Consider the following 15,379-nt stretch of genomic DNA (forward strand, 5'->3'; position numbering starts at 1 on the left):
GCGGAGTCGCATGACATGGCTGCCCCGCGCCCCTTACGGGCGTCCCGGTAAGTCGCCCTGGGGGCGGGTGGGCTCAGGCGGCCTGGGTGGCGCCCAGGCGCTGGGCGAGGCCGTGGCCCTTGGCTGTCGCGTCCGCCAGTGCCTTGGCGCGGGACTCCTCGGCCAGCGGGATGAGCTCGGCCATGGCGGGGTTGCTCTTGGCCATCGTCAGCTCGGGAACGATGAAGTCGACGTCCATGGCGAGCCCGTCCCCCAGCACGGCCTGGAGCAGGTTCTGGACGTACTCGAAGCCCTCGCGCGGGGTGCCGGGGGCGTAGGAGCCGCCCCGGCTGGCGACCACGGTGACGGGAGTGCCCTTGGTGGTGGGCTCCGGGCCAATGGTGCGGCCCATCAGGATCACCTGGTCCAGCCAGGCCTTGAGGGTGGAGGGGATGGTGAAGTTGTACATCGGGGCGCCGATCAGCACCGCGTCGGCCTGCTCCAGCTCCTCGATCAGCTTCAGCCGCTCGGCGAAGGCGGCCGCCTGCTCGGGGGTGTGGGTGGCCGGGTCGGCGAAGCCGGCCGAGGCGGCCAGGCCGTCCAGGTGCGGTACGGGGTTCGCCGACAGGTCGCGGTAGATCACCGTCCCCTGCGGGTGCTCCTCCTCCCATGCCTGGCGGAAGGCGGCCGTCACGGCGCGCGAGGCGGAGGCCGAGGCGGGGAACAGGGACGAGTCCAGGTGCAGCAGCGTGGCCATGGTGAGCTCCAGGGGAGAGGAGTGCGGGGTGCTGATTCGTACGTCGCTATTGATAACACAGGTACTTACTTTTTTTCATCCCCGTACGGGACGGGCAGTATCCTGGGCGCATGGCAGACGGCGCGGTGCGGCACGGCGAAGAGACGTGCAAGAAGGTTGATTCCGGGATCACCCGCGTCTTTCAGCTGCTGGGCAAGCGCTGGACCGGGATGGTGGTGGCCGCGCTGCTGGAGCGCCCGGCGTACTTCACCGATCTGCGCCGGGCCATCCCCGGCATCAGTGAGCGCATGCTCTCCGACCGGCTCACCGAACTGGGCGCCACCGGCCTGGTCCTGCGGGAGGTGGACGAAGGCCCGCCGCTGCGGGTCTCCTACCGGCTGACCGAGTCGGGCGTCGCGCTGGAGCCCGCGCTGCGTGAACTGGGCAGCTGGGCCGAGCGGTATCTGCCCGAGGGCGGGCAGTGCCCGGAGCGGCTGCGGAAGTAGCCCCCGGGCCGCCGGACGGCCGTCAGGCGGGCATGGCCAGCAGGGCCAGCCCGGTCAGCACCGCCATCGTGCCCAGCCCCAGGAAGGCGTACTCCAGCCGGGTCCGCTCCCGTCCCGGCACCAGGACCCGCCCGGGATCGGCCGGATCGTAGGCGATCAGCACCTCCCGGCCGTCCTCCAGGGGACGGGACCGGCTGGCGGCCACCGGCGAGAACAGCTCCACGATCCGGCCGTCCTCGGTGGCGAACTGCAGCAGCGGCCGGCCCTCACCCGGCAGGTCGTCCGGTCTGCCCGGCGGGTACCGCACCAGGGCCCGGGCCGGTACGCCCACCCGGCGCAGCCGCCGGGTCTCGCGAAGGCCGAAGGCCCCGGCCAGATAGACCAGCGCGCCACCGAACAGCAGAGGTGTCACGCCCACCGCGACCGCCAGCCACATGTTCCGCCCCTCTCCGCATCGCCCCGCACCACTGTGCTCCTCCATGGCGGAATCTGCCTACGGAGCCGCATGACCCGGCTCAGTCCGGCACCCGCACCTCCAGTGCCCGCAGCCGGGCCGGCTCCGCGATCACCCGGTACGCGGCGATCCGGCCGCCCTCGATGGTGAAGGTCAGGGCGAGCGCCAGCCGGCCACCGGGCGCCACCACCGCGCCCACCATCCCGTCCAGCAGGGCCGGTTCGGCGAAGCGGGCCCGGTGGCCGAAGGCCAGGACGCCCTCCGCCACCGCCCGCAGGCCCCGGACCACGGCCGGGGCGCCGGCCGGGAGCGCGGCGGGGTCGCTGTGGCGCACCACATCCGGGGCCAGCAGGGTGAGCAGGGCCGCCAGGTCGCCGCCCCGGGCGGCGGTGAGGAAGGCCGTCACCAGGTGCCGGTGGGCCGCCAGTTCGGCGGCGGGCAGCGTGGGGGTGCCCCGGACCTTCGCCCGCGCCCGGCTGGCCAGCTTCTTGGCGGCGACCGGGGTGCGGTCCACGATGGGGGCGATCTCGTCGAACGGCACCGCGAACAGGTCGTGCAGGACAAAGGCCACCCGCTCGGCCGGGCCCAGGGTGTCCAGCACCACCAGCAGCGCGCGGCCCACCGACTCGGCCAGCAGCGTCTCCTGTTCGGGGCCGGCCTCCTCGGCGGCCGGGTCGGGCACCTGCCGCCCGGCCGGCTCCTCATGCCGCGCGACGCCGGACCGCAGCATGTCCAGGCACACCCGGGACACCACGGTCCGCAGCCAGCCGGGCAGGTTGCGCACCTGGGCGGCATCGGTCCGGCTGAGCCGCAGCCAGGTCTCCTGGACGGCGTCCTCGGCCTCGCTCGGCGAGCCCAGCATCCGGTAGGCCACCGCGCGCAGTTGGCCGCGATGGGTCTCAAAGCGTTCCGCCAGCGCGGCCTGCCCGTTCATCGGTCACCTTTTCCCGCCGCGTCTCGACAACGTGCTGACCCATCAAAACGCGACCACCGGTACAGGGAGCAAGCACACATGACCGACATCACAGGCCGTCAGGGCTTTCTGCTGCATCTGGACTCCAGCGCCGATGACGCGGCCGACTCCGTCACCCGCCGGCTGACCGCCCGGTTCGCGGCCGTGTGGCGGGCGCACCATGAGCAAGCCGGGTACCGCTACCGGGACTTGGCCGCCGACCCGGTGCCGCTGCCCGCCGCCGCCTACGCCACCCTTGGGCGCCGGGTGGAGCGGCAGGGTGTCGTTCCCCTGGCGGCGGTGGCCCGGCTGGCCCGGGGTGCGGCCGAGGAGCGGGAGTGGGCGCTGACCCGCCCGCTGATCGAGGAACTGCGCGGTGCCCACACGGTGTTGCTCGGTGTCCCCATGTACAACTTCACGGTGCCCGCCGCGCTGAAGTCCTGGATCGACCGGGTGACCTTCCCCGGGGCGTTCACCGCTCCGGAGAGCGGGGCGAGCCTGCTGGCCGGCACCCGGGTGGTGGTGGTCGTGGCACGGGGCGGTGGATATGGGCCCGGCACGCCCAGGGAGGCGTATGACTTCCAAGTGCCCTACCTCCGGGCGTACTTCGGCAATCTGGGCGTGGCCGAGGACAGGCTGCGCTTTATCAAGGCCGAGCTGACCCGGGCCGGGGACATTCCGGCCCTGACCCGGTTCCAGGACCTGGCGAAGGAGTCGCTGGCCGCCGCGCAGGCCGAGGTGAGCGCGCTGGCGGCGGGCCGCTGATCCGGTGCCGCCGGTGGCCTACGATGCCCGCCCATGACTGTTGAACCCATATCCGGTTATGAGATATCCACCGACCCGGCCCGCCTGGACCTGGCCCTGGTGCACCACTGGCTCTCCACCGACGCCTACTGGGCGCTGGGGCGGGACCGGGAGACGGTGGAACGGGCGGCGGCGGGCTCGATCAACTTCGGGGTGTACAAGTCCGGTGGCGGGCAGGTCGGTTACGCCCGGGTGGTCACCGACCGCACCACCTTCGGCTGGCTCTGCGATGTCTATGTCGACCGGGACCACCGGGGGCGGGGACTGGGCCTGCGGCTGGCCCGGGAGGTACGCGACCACCTGGCGCCGTACCGGCTGAAGCGGCTGCTGCTGAGCACCGGTGATGCCCACGCGGTGTACGCCAAGGCGGGGTTTGTGCCGCATCCCAGCCCGCAGAGTCTGATGATTCTGGGCTGAGTCCGACAGGGGCGGTGACGCCGCCGGGCAGGTCGCACTCTCAAAAACCTATGTATATTAGGAATCAAGCTAGGAGGTCTAGCTCAGGGAGTGAGGGGGATTCGATGTCCGCCCAGGCGTCGACCGCACCACGGGCCGAGCGGCCCGGCCTGGACCGTTCGCTGACCGGGATCGCGCTGATCCTGGTGCTCGGCGCGTTTGTGGCCCTGCTGGACACCACGGTCATCGGGGTGGCCGTGCAGGCGCTGGCCGAGCGCTTCGGCGCCGGCCTGGCCGAAGTGCAGTGGGCAACCACCGCCTATCTGCTGGCACTTGCCGCGGTGATCCCGGTCACCGGCTGGGCCGCCCAGCGGTTCGGGGCCACCCGGGCCTGGACCGGCTCACTGGTGGTGCTGCTGGCCGGCTCGGCGCTGTGCGGACTGTCCTGGTCGCTGGGCAGCCTGGTCGTCTTCCGGGTGGTGCAGGGGCTGGGCGCGGGCGGGCTGTTCCCGCTGTCCCGGCTGATTGTGCTGGAGGTGGCCGGCCGGGAGCGGATGGGCCGGATGATGGCGCTGATGGCGGTGCCCGCCGTGGCGGCTCCGGTGATCGGCCCGGTGGTGGGCGGTGTGCTGGTGCAGGAGCTGTCCTGGCGCTGGGTGTTCCTGCTCAATGTCCCGGTGCTGCTGGCCGCGATCGTGCTGACCCTGCGCTTTGTCCCCGCCGCAGCCGGCTCGGGCACCGGACGGCCGGATGCCGCCGGGCTGGTCGCGGTGAGCGGTGGACTGCCCTTGCTGCTCCATGGGTTGAGCCGGCTGGGAGCGCGGGCCCCGGTGGTGTCCTGGGCCTGGCCGCTGGCGGCGGGGACGGTGCTGCTGGGCGGGTACGGGCTGTGGACCGCCCGCTCGGGCAGACCGGGCCTCATCCGGCTGGGCCTGTTCCGGGACCGTGCCTTCGCTGCCTCCTGCGCACTGGCCTTTCTCGGTAACTTTGTGCTGTTCGCCGGGGCGTTCCTGGTGCCGCTGTTCTTTCAGCAGGGCACGGGCCAGGGGGCGCTGGGCGCCGGACTGGCGCTGGCCCCACAGGGGCTGGGCATGCTGGCCGCGGTGCTGGTGGCCGGACGGCTGATGGACTCCGGGCCATCCGCACGGAGCATGGTGCTGGGCGGGCTGGCCCTGGTGTCGGCCGGTACGGTCCCCTTCGTGCTGGCCCAACCCAACGGCCATCGGGCGCTGTTGGCGGTGGCGCTGTTCGTCCGGGGTGTCGGTCTGACCTTCGCCATCTCCCCGACCATGAAGACGCTCTACCACTCGCTGCCCGCCGAGCGGGTGTCGGACGCCACCACGGCCAATGCCATCGGCCAGCAGGTGGGCGGTGCGCTGGGCACGGCGGTGGTGGCGGTGGTGCTCCAGCGGCTGCTCGACCGGGGCTCGGTGGCCGCCGGGTTCCATGCCGCGTTCTGGGTGACGGTGGTGTGCGGGGGAGTGGCCTTTCTGGCCGCCCTCACTCTGCCGCGGGAGGCGTGAGCGGGGGCGCGGACGGCGTGAGCGCGTCGGTGTCCGGCAGCGCCCCGAACACCTCACGGACCTGGGCGCGCAGCCAGCGCTGCGCGCCGTCGGCGTCATTGCGCGGGTGCCAGGCCATGCCGACGGACAGCGGCGGCAGGTCCAGCGGAACCGGGAAGGTATGCATGCCCAGCGCCTCGGGGCAGTGCCGGGCCAGGGTGGCGGGGGTGAGGCACACCAGATCGGTGGCGGCGGCCAGGAACAGCCCCGCGGTATAGCTCGGCACCACGGCCGGTACCCGCCGCCGCAGCCCCAGTTCGGCCAGTCGCCGGTCGATGGGGCCGTGCGCCCTGCCCCGCCGGGAGACGGAGATGTGCTCGGCCGCGGCGAAGGCGGCCGCAGTGACCGGACCGGCGGCGGTCAGCGGGTGGCCGCCGCGGACGGCCGCCACCAGCCGGGTCTCGCCCAGCGGGGCCACCCGGGTCTCCGGGTCGGTGTGCTCGATCACCCCGAGCTCCAGGTCGACCCGGCCGTCCCGCAGCGAGGAGCCGCCCTCCAGGCTCTCCGGCAGGAAGCACAGGGTGACGCCGGGGGCGCGGCGTCCGATCAGGGCGGTCAGCGGGGCCGCCAGCGCGGCCAGCAGCATATCGCCGGCCTGGAGGGTGAACCGCCGGTGCAGCGCGGCGGGGTCGGGGGCGGCGTCGTCGGCGAACAGTGCCCTGGTCCGCTCCGTCAACTCCCGGGCCTCCCCGCGTAGTTCCAGTGCCCTGGGGGTGGGCACCATCCGGCGTCCGGCGCGCACCAGCAGCGGGTCGCCCAGGGCGCGCCGCAACCGGCCCAGGGTGCGGCTCATGGCCGGGGCGGAGGTGTTCAGCCGGGCCGCGGCGCCGGTGACGCTCTCCTCCGTCAGCAGCGCGTCCAGCGCCGCCAGCAGGTTCAGGTCCAGCGATTCCATCCCGTCCGCCCCCCTGGGAATTGCTCAGATGAATTGCCTCAGGCGGAAAGACTAGTTGCCGAGGATGCACTGGAGTTAAGGGTTCCCCGGGTGAAGACTCGGCCGGGACGGACAACGCCCCAGAGAGGACGCCGAGATGACCGATCTGCTTGCCGTGGTCAGCCAGAGCGGACCCACCGTGACCTTCTTCGACGCGCACACCCACCGGCGGGTGGCGGTGATCGAAGTCCCGCCCCAGCCGCATGAGTTGTGTTTTGACCCGGATCACGGGCTGCTGTACTGCACCAGCGCCTACCGGTCGGGCTACTACCACGCCAATTCCGGGCGGGCCAGCGAGGTGAGCGTCATCGATGTGGCCTCCCGGCGCCTGGTGGAGGTCCTGGACCTGGCCCCCGAGCACGGCCCGCATGGGCTGGCCCTGGACCGGCGGCGCGGGCTGCTGTACGTCAGTGTGGAGGCGGGGGGTGAACGGCCGGGCGGTGTGGTGGTGCTGGACACCGCGACCCGCAAGCGGGTCGGCCGGGTGGACACCATGGCGCCGGGCCCGCACTGGTTTGTGCTCGGCCCGGACGGGCGCCGGGGCTACGCCGCCAACAAGGAGGCCCCGTTCGTCTCGGCCGTCGACCTGGAGGCCGGTGTGCTGACCGGCCGTATCGAGGTGCCCGGCAGCGAGGGGCTGGCCGTCTCCCCGGACGGCCGGCACCTCTATGTGGCGGCCCCCAAGGCCGACTTCAGCCGCCCGCCCGCGCATGCCCCGGGTGTCCGGGTGATCGACACCGGGACCGGCCGCACCGAGCGGATCCTGCCGGCCGAGGGCCCGGTGATGCCGGTGCACACCACGGTGGACGGTCTGGTCCTCGCCGGTGAGCTCCGGGTGGACGGCGCGGGCGACTCCGCGCTGGGCACCCAGCGGGGCGGCACGCTCCAGGTCTTCGCGCCGGGCGGCGATGAACTCCTGGCCCGGGTCGGGGTGGGGGCGTTCCCGCTCACCATCACCTCGTCACCGGACGGCGGGACGGCCTATGTGGCCTGCGTCGTCTCCTCCACGGTGTCCGTGGTGGACCTGCGCACCCTCGAGGTGACCGGCGAACTGCCGGTGGACCGGGGAGGAGAGGCCGGGGCGCATGGGCTGGCGTACCTGCCGGGTGCTCTATAGAGGGCATGGAGCGGCGGTGTCCTGCGGTTCCGCCGCTTCGAGCCGCTCCATCCGGGACCGCCCCCACGCGCTCAGCGGGGCCAGCGCGGTGTTCAGCCGCAGGCCCTCCTCGGTGAGGGAGTAGACCACCCGGGGCGGCACCTCGTCGAAGAGCTCGCGGTGCACTATGCCGTCCGCCTCCAGCTCCCGCAGCTGCTGGGCCAGGACCTTTTCGCTGATGCCGGGCAGCAGCCGCCTGGTCTCACCGAACCGGCGCGGCCGCTCGGCCAGCGCCCACAGGATGAGGACCTTCCACTTGCCCTCGATCACATGCATGGCGGCGTCGATGGGGCAGTGGTACGGCTGCTGCTTGGTCATCTCGCCAACATAGGCGAGCGAGAGATCAGTTGGCGAGGTAGGGGCGGGTGGCACGGGCCTCGCGCAGTGAGACGGCCCACCAGCTGAGCTGGTCCAGCATGGACTTGGCGGCGCCGGCGGCCGCGTTGCCCGCCTCCTCGTCCAGGTGGCGGCCGTCCTCGTCGAACTTGCCCCAGGGGCCGTGGAAGCTGACCGTCTCGCGGATGGTGACCGCGTGCACCTCGGAGAAGACCGGCCGCAGGTGCTCCACCGCGCGCAGGCCGCCGGAGAGGCCGCCGTAGGAGACAAAGGCGACCGGCTTGGCCTGCCAGGGGTCGCGGTGCCAGTCGATCAGGGTTTTCACCGAGGCCGGGTAACTGTGGTTGTACTCGGGGGTGATGACGACAAACGCGTCCGCCTGCCGCAGCCGGGGCGTGACGGCGCCCAGCGCCGCCAGGTCCGCCTCGCTGGGGCTGGAGCTGAGGTCGGCCGGCAGCGGGGTCTCGGCCAGGTCGATGACGTCCACCTCGATCTCCGGGCGCTGGCCGGTGTGGTGGGCCAGCCACTTGGCGATGGTCGGGGCGAAGCGGCCCTCGCGGGTGGAGGCGACGATGACCGCGAGGCGGTACGAGGTGTCCGACATGAGAGCGATCCTTTGATCCGGTGGTCCAGGCGGTGACTTCACTCATGATGGTGTTTCCTCAAGCACGCTTGAGGTCAAGGGTGATTCAGAACACGTCGGGGCACCAAGGGCGTTGGGCGGTCCGCAGCAGCAGTTCCGCGCGGGCGGCCGCGCCGGGCCGTTCTTCGGTGATCCGGCCGAGGGCGGCCAGCCGTACCGCGGATCCATCGCCGAGGGCGAGCGTGCCCAAGTCGCCCACGGACAGGGTGAGATCGGCCTCGCGGGTGGTGGGGGCGCAGTGCGCGCCGTCCGGTCCGGCCTCCAGCAGAAAGCGGCCGCCGGCCGGGCCCGATGGATCGGTGACCGCCAGCACCAGGCCCCCGGTGGTGGCGTAGGTACGGGCCGCCAGGAGGCGGGGGATGTCGAGCGGGCGCACCCACAGATAGTCGGCCTGGGTGGTGATCCTGGCCGCCCGGGGGTCGGGCAGCAGATCGGGCAGCAGGTCGTCGGGGGCCCGGTAGCCGGTACGGACGGTGGCGGCCCAGTCGATGGTCAACAGGTAGTGCCACAGGGCGCGTTGGGCGCGCGGGGTGACGGCGATCAGGTCGCGGACGGTGACGGTGTTCTGGGGGCGCTTGGCGTCCCAGCGGTCGTCGGCGCCGTAGGTCAGCAGCCCCTCCGGCGCACCGCCGGGGGAGAGATAGAGGGCGTGGAACGGCTCCGTCCATGGCTTGCCGGGGCGGTACAGCTGCCCGGTGGCCTGCTGCCACCAGCGCTCCGGGCGGCTCACCACGCCGGGGCGCGAGGCGCTGAGCCGCCGGTGCAGCCCGGGTCCGTGCGCGCGGACCGCGGCGCCGTCCACCAGGGCCACCCGGCCGCCGCAGGACGGGCCCGCATAGCGCCGGTCCAGGCCGGTGCGGTGGACGTCCACCTCCCACTCGGTGACCCAGGCGGCCGGGCCGAAGCCATAGCGGCCGTAGATGGGGTACTCGGCGGCGATCAGGGTGGCGGCGATGTCCCCCCGGTCCCGGGCCGCCCGCAGATCGGCGGTCAGCATCCGGCCCAGCAGCCCACGGCGGCGATGGGTGGGGGAGACGGTGACGTTGCTGACCGCGTCGGCGGTGACCGAGGCGCCGCCGGGCAGGCTCAGTTGCTGGGTGAAGCTGCGGAGGGTGCCTACGCAGCGGTCGTCGTCGAAGACGCCTTGGGTCCGGGTGAAGTCGATGGTGGCGCGGCGGAAGTCGAGCTCTTCCTCGGGGACCTCCGGGGAGGCCAGGAAGCCGGTGTGGAGGGCGCGTATCCAGTGGGGGAGGTCGGCTTCGGTGATGGTGCGGATGTTCATTCCGGCACGCTAGGCGGGGGTTGGCGGCCGGCGCAGGTGAATTTGGGCGGTGCGGCGCCGGGTTGGGGGTTTCGCCTGAGGCGGGCATCGCCCCACCCGTTGCGCGGCACGGGGAGGTTGCCCTCTCCGGTGGGGGGCGCCCGCCGTTGGCGGCTTTCCGCCTTACGAGAGGAGGTCGTCCACCTGGGCCTCCCCCTCCCGGTACCGGCGGGTGATCTCGGCGCTGCAGTCGTCGGCGGTCTGCTGGAGCTGGCGGCGGCGGGCGGAGACCTGGCGTTCATAGCCGGACAGGCGGGCCAGGCCGGCGCGCAGCTCGGTGTCGGTGCGGGCCGCCAGGTCGGAGAGCTCGACCTCGCCCAGCATGTCCTCGGCCAGCCGCCGGTACTCCTCGCGGTGCGGGGTGCCCAGGGTGACATGCCGGGCCGAGGAACGGTGCTCGGAGGGGCCGTCCGCCAGGATCTCGGACAGCCGGTCCAGCAGCAGCCGGGGCGTGGCCGGGGCCTCCCGGCGGGCCAGTTCGGCGCGCAGGATGTCGATCCGGCCCTGGAGCAGGCGGCGCACATAGCTCAGGTCCGCCTCCTCGCGCTGGGCGTCCCGGCGCAGGGCGCGCAGCTCCGGCAGGCGCAGTTCGCCCAGGTGCCGGACCGGGGCGTCGGCCAGCCGGCCGGAACGCTGGCTCGGCGGCCTCGCGGGCAGACTCTCCACGGTCTCCACCCTGTCCAATGCGTCGTGTGCGGTCATCCCGGCTCCGTCCCCTCACGCCGCGTGCGGCCGTCTGCACGCATCGTGCCACCGCCGGTGCGCCGGGCGCAGGCCGTCGCCACCCGAACGGCCCTCAGGGGGCACCGGGCATCATGGTCGGCATGCGTGCTGTGGTGCAGAGGGTGGACGGGGCGAGTGTCGCCGTGGACGGCCGGACGGTCGGGGAGATCGCCGGGGAGGGACTGTGTGTGCTGGTGGGCGTCACCCATGACGACACCCCCGCCAAGGCGGCCCAACTGGCCCGCAAGCTGTGGTCGCTGCGGATCCTGTCCGAGGAGCGGTCCTGCTCCGACGCGGCGGCGCCGCTGCTGGTGATCAGCCAGTTCACCCTGTACGGGGACGCCCGTAAGGGCCGCCGCCCCACCTGGAACGCGGCCGCCCCCGGCCCGGTGGCCGAACCCCTGGTGGACGAGGTGGTGGCTCAGCTGCGGGCGCTGGGGGCGAAGGTGGAGACCGGCGTCTTCGGTGCGCAGATGCGGGTGTCGCTGACCAATGACGGGCCGTTCACGGTGCTGGTGGAGGTCTGAGCGGGGCGCTCGGCGCCGCTAGGGCTCGACCACGACCTCCTGGGCCGCTGCGGTGCCGTCCGCGATCAGCGGGGCGTCCACCGGGACGTTCCGCTTGACCAGGGCCAGGGCGATCGGGCCCAGCTCATGGTGGCGGGCCGAGGTGGTGATGAAGCCCAGCTGGCGGCCGTCCGGGCCGTCCGCGGCCAGCCGGACGGGGGTGCCGTGCCCGGGCAGGCGGACCTCGCTGCCGTCCAGGTGCAGAAAGACCAGGCGGCGCGGCGGCTTCCCCAGGTTGTGGACGCGGGCCACCGTCTCCTGGCCCCGGTAGCAGCCCTTCTGCAGGTGCACCGCGGTGCCGATCCAGCCCAGCTCGTGCGGGATGGTGCGGTGGTCGGTCTCCAGGCCCAGCCGGGGGCGGTGCGCCTCCACCCGCAGGGCCTCATGGGCCAGCACACCGGCGGCCGGGCCATGGCCGGCGGCGAACTCCGTCAGCCGCTCCCGGGGCAGGAACAGATCGCGGCCATGGGCCGTCTCCCGCACCGCCACCCCCTCGGGGACCCCGGCGATCGAGCCGGCCGGCAGGTGCACCACCGCGAAGTCATCGGTACGGTCGGCGACCTCGACCCGGTAGAAGAACTTCATGCTCTCCAGATAGCCGAGCAGCGCCTCCTGGGTGCCCGGCTCCACATGGGCCCAGGTGGTCTCGCCGTCGTCCACCAGGTAGAGGGCGTGCTCGATATGGCCGTGCGGGGAGAGGATCAGCGCCTCGGTGGCCTGCCCGGGCGGCAGCTCGCTGACGTGCTGGGTGAGCAGCAGGTGCAGCCAGCTCAGCCGGTCGGACCCGGTGACGGTGACCACGCCCCGGTGGGAGAGGTCCACAAAGCCGGAGCCGTCGGCGAGCGCCCGTTGCTCCCGGAACGGGTCGCCGTAGTGGGCGGCCACGCCTTCGTCCGGGCCCTCGGCGGGGACGGCGCCGGGCAGCGACAACAGAGGGCTTTTCGATCGCAGCATGCGCCCAGCCTACGGCCCCTGCGGCGGTCGCTTCGAGGTGCAGGAAGCGCACCGGCCGAAGATCGCGAAGTGCTTCATATCGGTGTCGAAGCCGAACTCCTCGCGCAGCCGCTCGGTGAACGGCTCGGCCACCGACAGATCCGCCTCGATGACCTCGGTGCAGTCCCGGCAGACCAGGTGAATGTGATGGTGCCGGTCGGCCAGGTGGTAGGTGGGCGCGCCATGGCCGAGATGGGCATGGCTGACCAGGCCGAGCTCCTCCAGCAGCTCCAGCGTCCGGTAGACGGTGGAGATGTTGACGCCGCCCGCGGTCTTGCGGACCTCGGTCAGGATGTCGTCCGGAGTGGCGTGCTCCAGCCGGTCCACCGCCTCCAGCACAAGCTGGCGCTGGGGGGTCAGCCGGTAGCCGCGCTTGCGCAGGTCGCTCTGCCAGTCGGTGTCCACCACGCCCCCAGTCTAGGCAGCGCGCGCCGGTCGCAGATTTACTGCTCGGGGTTCTCGGGGTTGTACGGAGTCCCGTCCGGCCGGAAGAAGGACACGCCGTCCGGCAGGTCGTCGGGCAGGTTGCGGGCCCACGCCTCCAGGTCCTGCGGGACCTTCTTCAGCTGCGCGGACATATAGGGGCGCAGCGGCACCTCGGGGGTGGCCTTCTCGCCGACCCACATCAGGTCGCCCTTGACATAGCCGTACAGCCGCTTGCCGCCGGAGTAGGGGCCGGAGGCGGCGGTGCGGGCCACGGCGTCGGTGGCCAGGTCGATCTGCGGCTTCTTGTCCGCCAGTTCGCCGTACCAGACCTCGGCCACGCCCTGGTCGCGCACCATCACGACCTCGATCTTGCGGTCGGCGTCGATCCGCCAGTAGCCGCTCTCGCTCTCCAGCGGGCGGACCTTGTTGCCCTCGGCGTCGAGCACCCAGCTGTGCGAGACGTACTCCAGGAAGTCCCGGCCGTCGTGGCTGAAGGTGACTTCCTGCCCGAAGTTGCACTTCTCCCCGCCGGGGAAGTCGGCGACGCCGGCTCCCTCCCAGGTGCCGAGGAGGAAGACCAGGGGCACCAGGTCGCGGTGGAGGTCGGAAGGAATCTCGATCATGGGCTCAGGCGATCTGTAGAGGGATCCGCGGACGGATCTCCAGCGGGTGGGACGAGGTGGGTCAGCGCTGGCCCTGGTACAGCTTCTTCCAGGTCAGACCGGCGAAGGCGAGAACGCCTACGGCGACCAGAACCAGCAGGGCGGTGAAGAAAGCCTCAAGCACGAGCGCGCTCCTCGGTCGGAGTGAGGGATGTTGTTCCACGGACTTCGGCCGAGTCTAGTAGGGACCCCGCCGGGCGGCTCTGTGAGGTGGATCCCCCGCCCGCTCCGCCCGCCCTAGAGTGGGCCGCATGAAGAAGAAGCTCGTGCTCAAGGTGACGGCGGGCGCGGACGCCCCCGAGCGGTGCTCACAGGCGTTCACGGTGGCGGCCGTGGCGGTGGCCAGTGGCATCGAGGTGTCTCTCTGGCTGACCGGGGAGTCGTCCTGGTTCGCACTGCCGGGCCGGGCGGCGGAGTTCGAGCTGCCGCACGCGGCCCCGCTGCCGGAGCTGATCGACGGGATTCTGGCCGGCGGCGGCCTGATCACGGTGTGCACCCAGTGCGCGGCGCGCCGGGACATCGAGGAGAAGGACCTGATCGAGGGGGCCCGGATCGCCGGTGCCCAGGTCTTTGTGGGCGAGGCCATGGCGGACGGCGTGCAGGCGCTCGTCTACTGAGGCCGCTGTACTGAGCCGTTGTCCTGAGCAGCTTCGGGCCGGCCTACTTCTTGCCGTCCAGCTCGTCCCACCACTCGTCCGACTGCGGGTCGCCGGACGGATCGTCCCACCAGCGGTCGTCCGGCCCCCGGCGGTTGGCCATGATGGCCGCCACCGGCGGGATCACCATCGCCAGCAGGCACATTCCAATGGCCGCCGGGACGGAGAACAGCCGCACCACCGCCCAGGCCAGGACGAACAGCCCGATGCAGGTGCCCATCATGACGAAATAGACGTGCCTACGCCGTGCGTACACAACTCCACCGTACGACGGCATGGAGGGCCGCGACTCCCCTGTGGCGTCCAACCCCTGGGAGCGCGGCCCTCCGGCCGTTCGCAAGTGGATGGCGTCAGACGGCGATGGCCACCTCTGCCAGGTCGCCCTTGCGGGCCACCACCACCTTGCGGTCCGCGGTTCCGCCCGGCACCAGCGCCCGTACCGTCCAGGTGCCCTCGGCGGCGTAGAAACGGAACTGTCCGGTCGCGGAGGTGGGCACCTCGGCGGTGAACTCGCCGGTGCTGTCCAGCAGACGGACATATCCGGCGACCGGCTCGCCGTCGCGGGTCACCGAGCCCTGGATGGTGGTCTCACCGGTCTTGGCGCCGGAGGCGTCCGGACCGCCGGCCTTGGCTCCACACATGTCGATCCTAACTGTCGGTGGGGGCGGGTCAGTTGGCGCCGAGCTCGATCGGCACGCCGACCAGCGAGCCGTACTCGGTCCAGGAGCCGTCGTAGTTACGGACGTTGGCCTGGCCCAGCAGCTCGTGCAGGACAAACCAGGTGTGCGCGGAGCGCTCGCCGATGCGGCAGTAGGCGATGGTGTCCTTGCCCAGGTCCACGCCCGACTCCTGGTAGAGAGTGCGCAGTTCGCCGTCCGACTTGAAGGTGCCGTCGTCGTTGGCCGCCTTGGACCAGGGGATGTTGCGCGCGCTGGGCACATGCCCGGGCCGCTGGGACTGCTCCTGCGGCAGGTGCGCGGGGGCCAGCAGCTTGCCGCTGAACTCGTCGGGCGAGCGCACATCCACCAGGTTGAGGCTGCCGATGGCGGCCACCACATCGTCGCGGAAGGCGCGGATGGAGGTGTCCTGCGGCTGGGCGCGGTACTCGGTACGGGCCCGCTTGGGCACCTCGTTCACCAGGTCGCGGGAGTCCAGTTCCCACTTCTTGCGGCCGCCGTCCAGCAGGCGGACGTCGCGGTGGCCATAGAGCTTGAAGTACCAGTAGGCGTACGCCGCGAACCAGTTGTTGTTGCCGCCGTAGAGGACCACCGTGTGGTCATTGGCGATGCCCTTGGCGGACAGCAGTTCCTCGAAGCCGGCCCGGTCGACGAAGTCCCGGCGCACCGGGTCCTGCAGGTCGCGCTTCCAGTCGATGCGGACGGCGTTCTTGATGTGGTTCTTGTCGTAGGCCGAGGTGTCCTCGTCGACCTCGACGATCACGGTGTGGGGGTCGTCGATGTGGGCCTGTACCCAGTCGGCGTCCACCAGGACGTCACTGCGGCTCATGCTGTTCTCCTCCGGGGCAGTTGCGGATTGGCGCCGGGATGTGATGGAGCGCATGGGGACGGGCGGGC

General features: G+C 72.2%; 21 protein-coding genes. 7 read left to right on the forward strand and 14 right to left on the reverse strand.

Annotated elements, in window-relative coordinates:
• Positions 1-73: 73 nt before the first annotated feature.
• Complete coding sequence (locus ACIHFE_RS16735; RefSeq protein WP_400107118.1) at positions 74-736, reverse strand: FMN-dependent NADH-azoreductase; 663 nt, start codon at positions 734-736, stop codon at positions 74-76.
• A gap of 110 nt (positions 737-846) precedes the next feature.
• Here ACIHFE_RS16735 and ACIHFE_RS16740 point away from each other — a divergent pair, with 110 nt between their 5' ends.
• Positions 847-1,221, forward strand: a complete 375-nt coding sequence (locus tag ACIHFE_RS16740; protein ID WP_400107120.1) for a winged helix-turn-helix transcriptional regulator — start codon at positions 847-849, stop codon at positions 1,219-1,221.
• 22 nt (positions 1,222-1,243) lie between these two features.
• Here ACIHFE_RS16740 and ACIHFE_RS16745 read toward each other — a convergent pair whose 3' ends face one another.
• Positions 1,244-1,657: a DUF3592 domain-containing protein gene (locus ACIHFE_RS16745; RefSeq protein ID WP_400107122.1), complete on the reverse strand. Its 414-nt coding sequence runs from the start codon at positions 1,655-1,657 to the stop codon at positions 1,244-1,246.
• Between the two features lie 79 nt (positions 1,658-1,736).
• The gene (locus ACIHFE_RS16750; protein ID WP_400107124.1) at positions 1,737-2,609 is read right to left on the reverse strand and encodes a sigma-70 family RNA polymerase sigma factor; all 873 of its coding nucleotides are present in this window, start codon (positions 2,607-2,609) and stop codon (positions 1,737-1,739) included.
• Between the two features lie 78 nt (positions 2,610-2,687).
• Here ACIHFE_RS16750 and ACIHFE_RS16755 point away from each other — a divergent pair, with 78 nt between their 5' ends.
• The 3 genes from ACIHFE_RS16755 to ACIHFE_RS16765 all read left to right on the forward strand — a co-directional run bounded on the left by ACIHFE_RS16755 (position 2,688) and on the right by ACIHFE_RS16765 (position 5,350).
• Positions 2,688-3,392 (forward strand): NAD(P)H-dependent oxidoreductase, encoded by a 705-nt coding sequence (locus tag ACIHFE_RS16755; protein WP_400107126.1) that lies wholly within the window; start codon positions 2,688-2,690, stop codon positions 3,390-3,392.
• Positions 3,393-3,425: 33 nt separating this feature from the next.
• Complete coding sequence (locus ACIHFE_RS16760) at positions 3,426-3,848, forward strand: GNAT family N-acetyltransferase (protein ID WP_400107128.1); 423 nt, start codon at positions 3,426-3,428, stop codon at positions 3,846-3,848.
• Between the two features lie 104 nt (positions 3,849-3,952).
• Positions 3,953-5,350, forward strand: a complete 1,398-nt coding sequence (locus tag ACIHFE_RS16765; RefSeq protein WP_400107130.1) for a DHA2 family efflux MFS transporter permease subunit — start codon at positions 3,953-3,955, stop codon at positions 5,348-5,350.
• Here ACIHFE_RS16765 and ACIHFE_RS16770 read toward each other — a convergent pair.
• Positions 5,328-6,284 carry a LysR family transcriptional regulator gene (locus ACIHFE_RS16770; RefSeq protein WP_400107132.1) on the reverse strand — a complete coding sequence of 319 codons (957 nt, stop codon included), beginning with the start codon at positions 6,282-6,284 and terminating at the stop codon, positions 5,328-5,330. The genes ACIHFE_RS16765 and ACIHFE_RS16770 overlap by 23 nt on opposite strands.
• A gap of 136 nt (positions 6,285-6,420) precedes the next feature.
• Between ACIHFE_RS16770 and ACIHFE_RS16775 the strand changes: the two genes are divergently transcribed.
• Positions 6,421-7,440, forward strand: a complete 1,020-nt coding sequence (locus tag ACIHFE_RS16775) for a YncE family protein (RefSeq protein WP_400107134.1) — start codon at positions 6,421-6,423, stop codon at positions 7,438-7,440.
• On the opposite strand, the gene ACIHFE_RS16780 is transcribed toward ACIHFE_RS16775, so the two are convergent.
• From ACIHFE_RS16780 to ACIHFE_RS16795, 4 genes are all read right to left on the reverse strand, one after another.
• Positions 7,435-7,797, reverse strand: a complete 363-nt coding sequence (locus ACIHFE_RS16780) for a winged helix-turn-helix transcriptional regulator (RefSeq protein ID WP_400107136.1) — start codon at positions 7,795-7,797, stop codon at positions 7,435-7,437. The two genes, ACIHFE_RS16775 and ACIHFE_RS16780, sit on opposite strands and share 6 nt — an antisense overlap.
• Positions 7,798-7,822: 25 nt before the next feature.
• A complete protein-coding gene (locus ACIHFE_RS16785) occupies positions 7,823-8,419 on the reverse strand; it encodes an NADPH-dependent FMN reductase (RefSeq protein WP_400107138.1) in 597 nt (198 codons plus the stop codon).
• 85 nt (positions 8,420-8,504) lie between these two features.
• Positions 8,505-9,740 carry a GNAT family N-acetyltransferase gene (locus ACIHFE_RS16790; RefSeq protein WP_400107140.1) on the reverse strand — a complete coding sequence of 412 codons (1,236 nt, stop codon included), beginning with the start codon at positions 9,738-9,740 and terminating at the stop codon, positions 8,505-8,507.
• Positions 9,741-9,902: 162 nt separating this feature from the next.
• Complete coding sequence (locus ACIHFE_RS16795; protein ID WP_400107142.1) at positions 9,903-10,481, reverse strand: AmfC protein; 579 nt, start codon at positions 10,479-10,481, stop codon at positions 9,903-9,905.
• Between the two features lie 122 nt (positions 10,482-10,603).
• Here ACIHFE_RS16795 and dtd point away from each other — a divergent pair, with 122 nt between their 5' ends.
• A complete protein-coding gene (dtd, locus tag ACIHFE_RS16800) occupies positions 10,604-11,029 on the forward strand; it encodes a D-aminoacyl-tRNA deacylase (RefSeq protein ID WP_400107144.1) in 426 nt (141 codons plus the stop codon).
• Between the two features lie 18 nt (positions 11,030-11,047).
• Here the strand turns inward: dtd and ACIHFE_RS16805 are convergent, their stop codons facing one another.
• Genes ACIHFE_RS16805 through ACIHFE_RS16815 form a run of 3 tightly spaced genes read right to left on the reverse strand, consistent with a single transcriptional unit; the run spans position 11,048 to position 13,110 of the window.
• Positions 11,048-12,022 carry a YgfZ/GcvT domain-containing protein gene (locus tag ACIHFE_RS16805; RefSeq protein ID WP_400107146.1) on the reverse strand — a complete coding sequence of 325 codons (975 nt, stop codon included), beginning with the start codon at positions 12,020-12,022 and terminating at the stop codon, positions 11,048-11,050.
• Positions 12,023-12,031: 9 nt separating this feature from the next.
• Positions 12,032-12,469 carry a Fur family transcriptional regulator gene (locus ACIHFE_RS16810; RefSeq protein ID WP_400107149.1) on the reverse strand — a complete coding sequence of 146 codons (438 nt, stop codon included), beginning with the start codon at positions 12,467-12,469 and terminating at the stop codon, positions 12,032-12,034.
• Between the two features lie 35 nt (positions 12,470-12,504).
• On the reverse strand, positions 12,505-13,110 hold the full coding sequence (locus tag ACIHFE_RS16815) for an FABP family protein (protein WP_400107151.1): 606 nt from the start codon (positions 13,108-13,110) through the stop codon (positions 12,505-12,507).
• 290 nt (positions 13,111-13,400) lie between these two features.
• Between ACIHFE_RS16815 and ACIHFE_RS16820 the strand changes: the two genes are divergently transcribed.
• Positions 13,401-13,766, forward strand: a complete 366-nt coding sequence (locus tag ACIHFE_RS16820; RefSeq protein WP_400107153.1) for a DsrE family protein — start codon at positions 13,401-13,403, stop codon at positions 13,764-13,766.
• Positions 13,767-13,809: 43 nt separating this feature from the next.
• Here the strand turns inward: ACIHFE_RS16820 and ACIHFE_RS16825 are convergent, their stop codons facing one another.
• The 3 genes from ACIHFE_RS16825 to ACIHFE_RS16835 all read right to left on the reverse strand — a co-directional run bounded on the left by ACIHFE_RS16825 (position 13,810) and on the right by ACIHFE_RS16835 (position 15,311).
• On the reverse strand, positions 13,810-14,061 hold the full coding sequence (locus ACIHFE_RS16825) for a DUF3099 domain-containing protein (RefSeq protein WP_400107155.1): 252 nt from the start codon (positions 14,059-14,061) through the stop codon (positions 13,810-13,812).
• A gap of 94 nt (positions 14,062-14,155) precedes the next feature.
• A complete protein-coding gene (locus ACIHFE_RS16830; RefSeq protein ID WP_400107157.1) occupies positions 14,156-14,446 on the reverse strand; it encodes a DUF1416 domain-containing protein in 291 nt (96 codons plus the stop codon).
• 28 nt (positions 14,447-14,474) lie between these two features.
• Positions 14,475-15,311, reverse strand: a complete 837-nt coding sequence (locus ACIHFE_RS16835) for a sulfurtransferase (protein WP_400107159.1) — start codon at positions 15,309-15,311, stop codon at positions 14,475-14,477.
• Between the last annotated feature and the right edge of the window lie 68 nt (positions 15,312-15,379).

The sequence above is a fragment of the Streptomyces sp. NPDC052396 genome (assembly GCF_044593195.1).
In the GTDB taxonomy this organism is placed as follows: Bacteria; Actinomycetota; Actinomycetes; order Streptomycetales; family Streptomycetaceae; genus Streptomyces.

Bases quoted from the DNA above. Each gene is read 5' to 3' on its own strand.
- ACIHFE_RS16835 (WP_400107159.1), bottom strand. From the start codon at position 15,311: ATGAGCCGCAGTGACGTCCTGGTGGACGCCGACTGGGTACAGGCCCAC.
- ACIHFE_RS16755 (WP_400107126.1), top strand. From the start codon at position 2,688: ATGACCGACATCACAGGCCGTCAGGGCTTTCTGCTGCATCTGGACTCC.
- ACIHFE_RS16815 (WP_400107151.1), bottom strand. From the start codon at position 13,110: ATGATCGAGATTCCTTCCGACCTCCACCGCGACCTGGTGCCCCTGGTC.
- ACIHFE_RS16795 (WP_400107142.1), bottom strand. From the start codon at position 10,481: ATGACCGCACACGACGCATTGGACAGGGTGGAGACCGTGGAGAGTCTG.
- ACIHFE_RS16805 (WP_400107146.1), bottom strand. From the start codon at position 12,022: ATGCTGCGATCGAAAAGCCCTCTGTTGTCGCTGCCCGGCGCCGTCCCC.
- ACIHFE_RS16830 (WP_400107157.1), bottom strand. From the start codon at position 14,446: ATGTGTGGAGCCAAGGCCGGCGGTCCGGACGCCTCCGGCGCCAAGACC.
- ACIHFE_RS16780 (WP_400107136.1), bottom strand. From the start codon at position 7,797: ATGACCAAGCAGCAGCCGTACCACTGCCCCATCGACGCCGCCATGCAT.
- ACIHFE_RS16740 (WP_400107120.1), top strand. From the start codon at position 847: ATGGCAGACGGCGCGGTGCGGCACGGCGAAGAGACGTGCAAGAAGGTT.
- ACIHFE_RS16765 (WP_400107130.1), top strand. From the start codon at position 3,953: ATGTCCGCCCAGGCGTCGACCGCACCACGGGCCGAGCGGCCCGGCCTG.
- ACIHFE_RS16820 (WP_400107153.1), top strand. From the start codon at position 13,401: ATGAAGAAGAAGCTCGTGCTCAAGGTGACGGCGGGCGCGGACGCCCCC.
- ACIHFE_RS16745 (WP_400107122.1), bottom strand. From the start codon at position 1,657: ATGTGGCTGGCGGTCGCGGTGGGCGTGACACCTCTGCTGTTCGGTGGC.
- ACIHFE_RS16770 (WP_400107132.1), bottom strand. From the start codon at position 6,284: ATGGAATCGCTGGACCTGAACCTGCTGGCGGCGCTGGACGCGCTGCTG.
- ACIHFE_RS16760 (WP_400107128.1), top strand. From the start codon at position 3,426: ATGACTGTTGAACCCATATCCGGTTATGAGATATCCACCGACCCGGCC.
- ACIHFE_RS16750 (WP_400107124.1), bottom strand. From the start codon at position 2,609: ATGAACGGGCAGGCCGCGCTGGCGGAACGCTTTGAGACCCATCGCGGC.
- ACIHFE_RS16735 (WP_400107118.1), bottom strand. From the start codon at position 736: ATGGCCACGCTGCTGCACCTGGACTCGTCCCTGTTCCCCGCCTCGGCC.
- ACIHFE_RS16785 (WP_400107138.1), bottom strand. From the start codon at position 8,419: ATGTCGGACACCTCGTACCGCCTCGCGGTCATCGTCGCCTCCACCCGC.
- ACIHFE_RS16775 (WP_400107134.1), top strand. From the start codon at position 6,421: ATGACCGATCTGCTTGCCGTGGTCAGCCAGAGCGGACCCACCGTGACC.
- dtd (WP_400107144.1), top strand. From the start codon at position 10,604: ATGCGTGCTGTGGTGCAGAGGGTGGACGGGGCGAGTGTCGCCGTGGAC.
- ACIHFE_RS16790 (WP_400107140.1), bottom strand. From the start codon at position 9,740: ATGAACATCCGCACCATCACCGAAGCCGACCTCCCCCACTGGATACGC.